Genomic DNA, 5,478 nt, shown 5'->3' on the forward strand with positions numbered 1-5,478 from the left:
TATTGCCGGCATCAGTCGAATCGAAGGTCGAGCAGATCTTGAACAGCACATGGCCGCAGCCGCCCGCGGCGAGCCAATCGTAAGCGGCGAGCGATTTCGACACCGCCTCCGCAGCGGGGATCGAGCGGCTCTTGAGCGCGACGACGACGGCCTCGACATCGTCCGGCAGCAGGCCCTCGCGGGGGATGCCGATGGTCTGGATGGTCTTGAGGCCCTGACGTGCGAGCGAATTCGCGAGATCCGTCGCGCCCGTATAATCATCGGCTACGGCGCCGAGCGCCAGCCCTGCGGATGCATCCTGCGCCACGCGCTTCTCCCCTTCCTCGCCGGCCCTTGCTGCGGCCTGTTCTGTATGACGACGTTAGCCATGAAAAAGGCCTGCCGCAACGTCACGGCAGGCCTGGATATGGCAGCTCCGCTCTTGGCGCGGATGCACGTTCGGATCAATCCGTGGTGCCGTCCTCGTTGAACTGCATCAGATAGGCCGTCAGATCGGCGATCTGCTGGTCGTTGCGCAGGCCGGCGAAGACCATGCGGGTGCCGGGAGTGACTTCGCGGGGATTGCGGATGTACTCGGCAAAATTCTCTTCATCCCAGACCTTGTCAATGTCGTCGAAAGCGGAAGAGAAGTTATAGCCCTCGACCTCACCTGCGGCACGCCCGAACAGGCCGTTCAACTGCGGGCCGACGGTGTGGCGGGCATTCTCGCCAACCATGTGGCAGGCGCGACACTGGTTGAAGACCCGCTGGCCGGCGGCAGCATCCTGCGCAGCGGCGGGGCTGGCGAAAGCGATCATCGGGAGTGCGGCGGCGGCGATGAGTAAACGCATGATTTTCTCCGGTTGTCTTTGTCTCGGCTCAGGCTTGTGCCAGGAATTGGGTGGTTCGCCGGGGGCGCGAGCGATTTTGTGGGCCCGTTCCACGACACTCGCACAGTCAACGCCGCGCGGCTGCCTTGGTTCGGACAAGTTTCAGAATGTGCAGTTTCTTTGATATAAATCAAGAGTGACGCGCGAGCACATCCCGCACCGCCTGCACGAGGTCCCCCTCCGCCACGGAGAACTGGGCCGGGCGCGCGGCGCGCCATTCCGCATTCGTCTCGATCGCGGTCGCCGCCTTCGCGCCCTCGATCAGATCCTTGATCTGCACTTCGCTGCGCGCGCGTTCATCCGAGCCCTGGATGATCACGCAGGGAGCACCGCGCCGGTCGGCGTATTTCATCTGCGCCTTCATGCCCGACGAGCCGAGATAGAGCTCGGCGCGGATACCGGCGCGACGCAATGCCGCGACGAAGTTCTGGTAATCGGCGATGTGCTCGCGCTCCATCACCATCACCACGACCGGCGCTTGCAGCGCCGTCTGCCTGAGAATCGGGCTGTCGACGAGTTGCAAAGCCGCGAGCAGCCGCGAGACGCCGATCGAGAATCCGGTTGCCGGAACCTGTTCGGAGCGGAAGCGCCCGACGAGCCCGTCATAGCGCCCGCCGCCGCCGACCGAGCCGAAGCGCACCGGCACGCCGTCCTCGTTCGTCACCTGGAAGGTGAGTTCTGCTTCGAAGACGGGGCCGGTGTAATATTCGAGGCCGCGCACGACGGAGGGGTCGATGATGACCTTGTCCGCGTATTCCGCCCCGGCGATGAGTGCTGCCATCTCGCGCAGTTCCGCGACGCCCTCGGCGCCGCGCTCCGAGCCTGCAATGACCGTGTCGAGATTGCCCAGCGTCTCCTGCGCATCAGCGCCACCGGCCGCTATGAAGGCGAGCACGCGGGCCGCCTGCCCCTCATCCAGCCCCGCACCCTTGGTATAATCCCCGCTGACATCCATCCGGCCCTCGCCGAGCAGGTCGCGCACGCCCTCGGCGCCGATCTTGTCGAGCTTGTCGATGGCGCGCAAAACCGTCAGCCGCTGGCCGGCCTTGTCGTCGCCGCCGAGCCCGATCGCTTCCATCACGCCGTCGAGAATCTTGCGGTTATTGACCTTGATGACGTACTGGCCGGCGAGGCCGAGCGCTTCCATCGTATCGGCGGCCATCATGCAGATCTCGGCATCGGCTGCGACGGAGGCCGCGCCGACGGTATCGGCGTCGAACTGCATGAATTGCCGGAAGCGGCCGGGGCCGGGCTTCTCGTTGCGGAAGACCCAGCCTGAGCGGTAGGAGCGGTAGGGCTTGGGCAACGCGTCGAAATTCTCCGCCACATAGCGCGCGAGCGGCGCGGTGAGGTCGTAGCGCAGCGAGAGCCATTGCTCGTCATCATCCTGGAAGGAGAAGACGCCCTCGTTAGGGCGGTCCTGATCGGGCAGGAACTTGCCGAGCGCATCGGTATATTCGATCAGCGGCGTCTCGACCGCCTCGAAACCATAGAGCTCGTAGACCTCGCGGATCTTCTCCAGCATCCGGTGCGACGCTGCGAGATCGCGCGGACTGCGATCGGTGAGGCCGCGCGGCAGGCGGGCCTTGAGCTTGTCGGATTTCTTCTTGTCGGCTTTGGATTTGCCGGCGGATTTCTTCTCGTCCGGATTGGACATCACGTGCGTTTTCCCAAAGATGCGAGACGGATGCGCGGGTGGTAGCGCGCGAACCCGGCAGCCGCAAGGCGGTTTCGTCGAAGACGTGTAGATTGTTCATTGTTTGTTCGGTTTTCTTGCTTAAACTGCGCGCATGAGCGAGATTGCATTCCGATTCGGCGAATTTGCCGTCACATGGCGCGAGGTGGCGCTCGCGGGGTTCTTCCTCGCCGTGCTGGTCGTGATACGGCTGACGCGCCCCGCCCGCGAGCGGCATCTGGCGCAACAGGTGGAGGAGATGGCGCGCGTTCAGGCCGAGATGGCCGGGCGCGTGCAGAGCTTCACCGACGTGTTCGGCGCCCGCCAGGGTGATTTCGCCCGCATGCTCGGGGAGCGGATCGATCGCGGGACGCATGTCCAGAACGAGACGCTCGGGCGGCTGAACGAACGGCTCGCTGTCATTGATGCCGCGCAGGCCAATCTTACGGAGCTGACGGGGCAGGTGGCCGGGCTGCAGCGCATCCTCTCCAACAAGCAGGCGCGCGGCGCCTTCGGGCAGGGGCGGATGGAGGCGATCGTGCGCGATGCGCTGCCCGCCGACGCCTATGCCTTCCAGCCGACGCTTGGCAACGGCACCCGGCCCGACTGTACCATACGCCTGCCGGGGGACCATCGCCCGCTGGTCGTGGATGCGAAGTTTCCGCTCGAGGCCTTTTCCGCCTTCCGCGAGGCGCGCGGGCCCGAGGCGCGCACGCGCGCCTCGCAGAAGCTGCGCGGCGATATCGGCACGCATATCAAGGACATCGCCCAGAAATATCTGATCGCCGGCGAAACCCAGGATGTGGCGATGATGTTCGTGCCCGCAGAGTCGCTGCATGCGGATCTGCAGGAGCATTTCGAGGATCTGGTGCAGCGCGCCTATCGCGCCCGGGTGATGATCGTCTCGCCCTCGCTGCTGGTCCTCGCCATCCAGGTCATGCAGGGGCTCGCCCGCGATGCGCGGATCCGGGAGGAAGCGCAGGTGATCCAGCGCGAGGTCGGGCGCCTCGTTGCGGATGTGACGCGGCTCGGTGAGCGGGTCGAGCGGCTTGACCAGCATTTCCGGCAGGCGCAGGAAGATGTCGGGCAGATACGGATCTCGTCGGAGAAAATCACCCGGCGCGGGCAGCGCATCGAAAATCTGGAATTTGCCGAGGAGGGGAGCGAGCAGAGCGACATGTTCAGCGCGCCGGCGGTATTGTCACGGGGGCGGCGCAACGGCTGAGGGGATCACAGGCTCTTTTCCATATAGACCCGCGCAAAGCCCTTCTCCCGGGTCAGCCCGGTCTCCCGATAGCCAAGGCGGGCATAGAGCGCGCGGTTCTCGTGCATTTTCTCGTGGGTGTAGAGCGTGATCATGTCATAATCTGCCTGCCGCGCGGCGTCTTCTGCGAAGGCCATCAGGGCCCGCCCGTAGCCGCGCCCGCGTGCGCGATCCGCCACGGCGACATTGTCGAGCAGGAAGCGTGCTTCATCGGCGATCAGCACGATGAAACCGGCCACGCCTTCATCGTCGCACAGGCAATGCACCCGCCCTGCCGCGATCTGCGCGGCGTAATCGTCGAGCATCGGCCCGGGTTTCTTACCGAGCCGCTCGATATAAGGACTGTAGGCCGCCTCGACGATCGCGTTGACGGCAGGGAGGTCGGCGGGAACGGCAGCGCGTATGGTCGGGAGTGGCTCGCTCATCAGGTCATCCAAACCGTCTGCCGATCCGCGCAAGCTCGCCGTTAAATGCGCCAAGCTCCTCCGCGAGTGCGGCATGCATGGAGGCGGCCACCTCCGGATATTCCTCAAGCACGCGCCTGATCAGGCTGACGGAGAGCCGCAGCACGACGGAAGGCGCCCGCGCCGTCGCGGTGGCCGGGCGATGCCCGCGTATGAACAGGGCCGTCTGGCCGATCAGATCCCCGCGCTTCGCGACCAGATCGGGTTTGCCGCCGCCCGTATCGAGCCCGATCTCGCCCTCGGTGACGATGTAGCCCGCATCCGAGCGATCACCCTTGCGAAACAGCACATCGCCCTGCCGCAGCCGGCGCTTGTCAGCCGCGAAGGCGAGCAGGCGCAGCGCGTCGCGTTCCAGCAGCCCCAGAAGCGGGGCCTGAGCCAGCATGGCGATGTCGTCGTCGAGCGACATGGGGTATCCGATCCGCCCCTCAGGGCACGAGCTTGTAACCGCCGCCCTCGGTCACCAGCAGCGAAGCGGAGGAGGGGTCCGGCTCGATCTTCTGGCGCAGGCGGTAGATATGCGTCTCCAGCGTATGCGTGGTGACGTTGGCATTGTAGCCCCAGACTTCCGCCAGCAATGTGTCACGCGGCACCACCTGCTGATCCGCGCGGTAGAGAAAGCGCAGGATGGCGGTTTCCTTCTCGGTGAGCTTCAGCTTGGAGCCGCTTTCCGTGACCAGCAATTTGGCGCCCGGCTTGAAGCTGTAGGGACCGATCTGAAACACGGCATCCTCGCTCGCCGCATATTGACGCAGCTGCGCGCGGATGCGCGCGAGGAGGACGGCGAATTTGAAGGGTTTGGGCACGTAATCATTCGCGCCGGCTTCAAGCCCCAGTACCGTATCCGAATCGGAGCCCTGCGCTGTCAGCATGATTATAGGCGAACGGAAACCGTGCTTTCGCATCAGTTTCACCGCCTCGCGTCCATCCATGTCGGGCAGGCCGACATCCATGATGGCGAGGTCGATCCGCTCGTTGCGCACCGTGTTCATCGCTGCACTGGCATTCTCGGCAGTGGCCACGTCGAACTCCTCGTGCAAGGCGAGCTGCTCGGCAAGGGTCTCGCGCAGATCGTGATCATCATCCACGACGAGAAGGCGGTGAGCTTTCGACATCAGACACTATCCTCGACTATATGCGGGAGCGCCCCGCCCGCGACTGACAGATTCGCCGGGAAACACGCTCAGGCGCAGAGTAACCCGGGCC

General features: G+C 64.9%; 7 protein-coding genes. 1 reads left to right on the forward strand and 6 read right to left on the reverse strand.

From position 1 onward, the window contains the following. The 3 genes from VKP01_RS06375 to hisS form a co-directional block, all read right to left on the reverse strand. A partial coding sequence (locus VKP01_RS06375) for a four-carbon acid sugar kinase family protein (RefSeq protein WP_324411327.1) occupies window positions 1-307 on the reverse strand: 307 nt, incomplete at its 3' end. A 136-nt stretch (window positions 308-443) separates the two neighbouring features. Continuing rightward, window positions 444-830: a cytochrome c family protein gene (locus VKP01_RS06380; RefSeq protein ID WP_324411328.1), complete on the reverse strand. Its 387-nt coding sequence runs from the start codon at window positions 828-830 to the stop codon at window positions 444-446. Window positions 831-999: 169 nt separating this feature from the next. Continuing rightward, window positions 1,000-2,526, reverse strand: coding sequence for a histidine--tRNA ligase (gene hisS, locus VKP01_RS06385; protein WP_324411329.1), 1,527 nt, complete (start codon window positions 2,524-2,526; stop codon window positions 1,000-1,002). Window positions 2,527-2,659: 133 nt separating this feature from the next. Here hisS and VKP01_RS06390 point away from each other — a divergent pair, with 133 nt between their 5' ends. Then, window positions 2,660-3,769: a DNA recombination protein RmuC gene (locus VKP01_RS06390; protein ID WP_324411330.1), complete on the forward strand. Its 1,110-nt coding sequence runs from the start codon at window positions 2,660-2,662 to the stop codon at window positions 3,767-3,769. 5 nt (window positions 3,770-3,774) lie between these two features. Here the strand turns inward: VKP01_RS06390 and VKP01_RS06395 are convergent, their stop codons facing one another. The 3 genes from VKP01_RS06395 to VKP01_RS06405 are packed head-to-tail and all read right to left on the reverse strand — an operon-like array spanning window position 3,775 to window position 5,387. After that, window positions 3,775-4,233 (reverse strand): GNAT family N-acetyltransferase, encoded by a 459-nt coding sequence (locus VKP01_RS06395; RefSeq protein ID WP_324411331.1) that lies wholly within the window; start codon window positions 4,231-4,233, stop codon window positions 3,775-3,777. A gap of 4 nt (window positions 4,234-4,237) precedes the next feature. Continuing rightward, on the reverse strand, window positions 4,238-4,681 hold the full coding sequence (locus VKP01_RS06400) for a cyclic nucleotide-binding domain-containing protein (protein ID WP_324411332.1): 444 nt from the start codon (window positions 4,679-4,681) through the stop codon (window positions 4,238-4,240). 19 nt (window positions 4,682-4,700) lie between these two features. Then, entirely contained in the window at window positions 4,701-5,387 is a 687-nt protein-coding gene (locus VKP01_RS06405; RefSeq protein ID WP_324411333.1) for a response regulator transcription factor, read from the reverse strand. Window positions 5,388-5,478 lie beyond the last annotated feature (91 nt).

Origin of the sequence: Saliniramus sp., assembly GCF_035311605.1 — a bacterium.
Taxonomy (GTDB): Bacteria; Pseudomonadota; Alphaproteobacteria; order Rhizobiales; family Beijerinckiaceae; genus Saliniramus.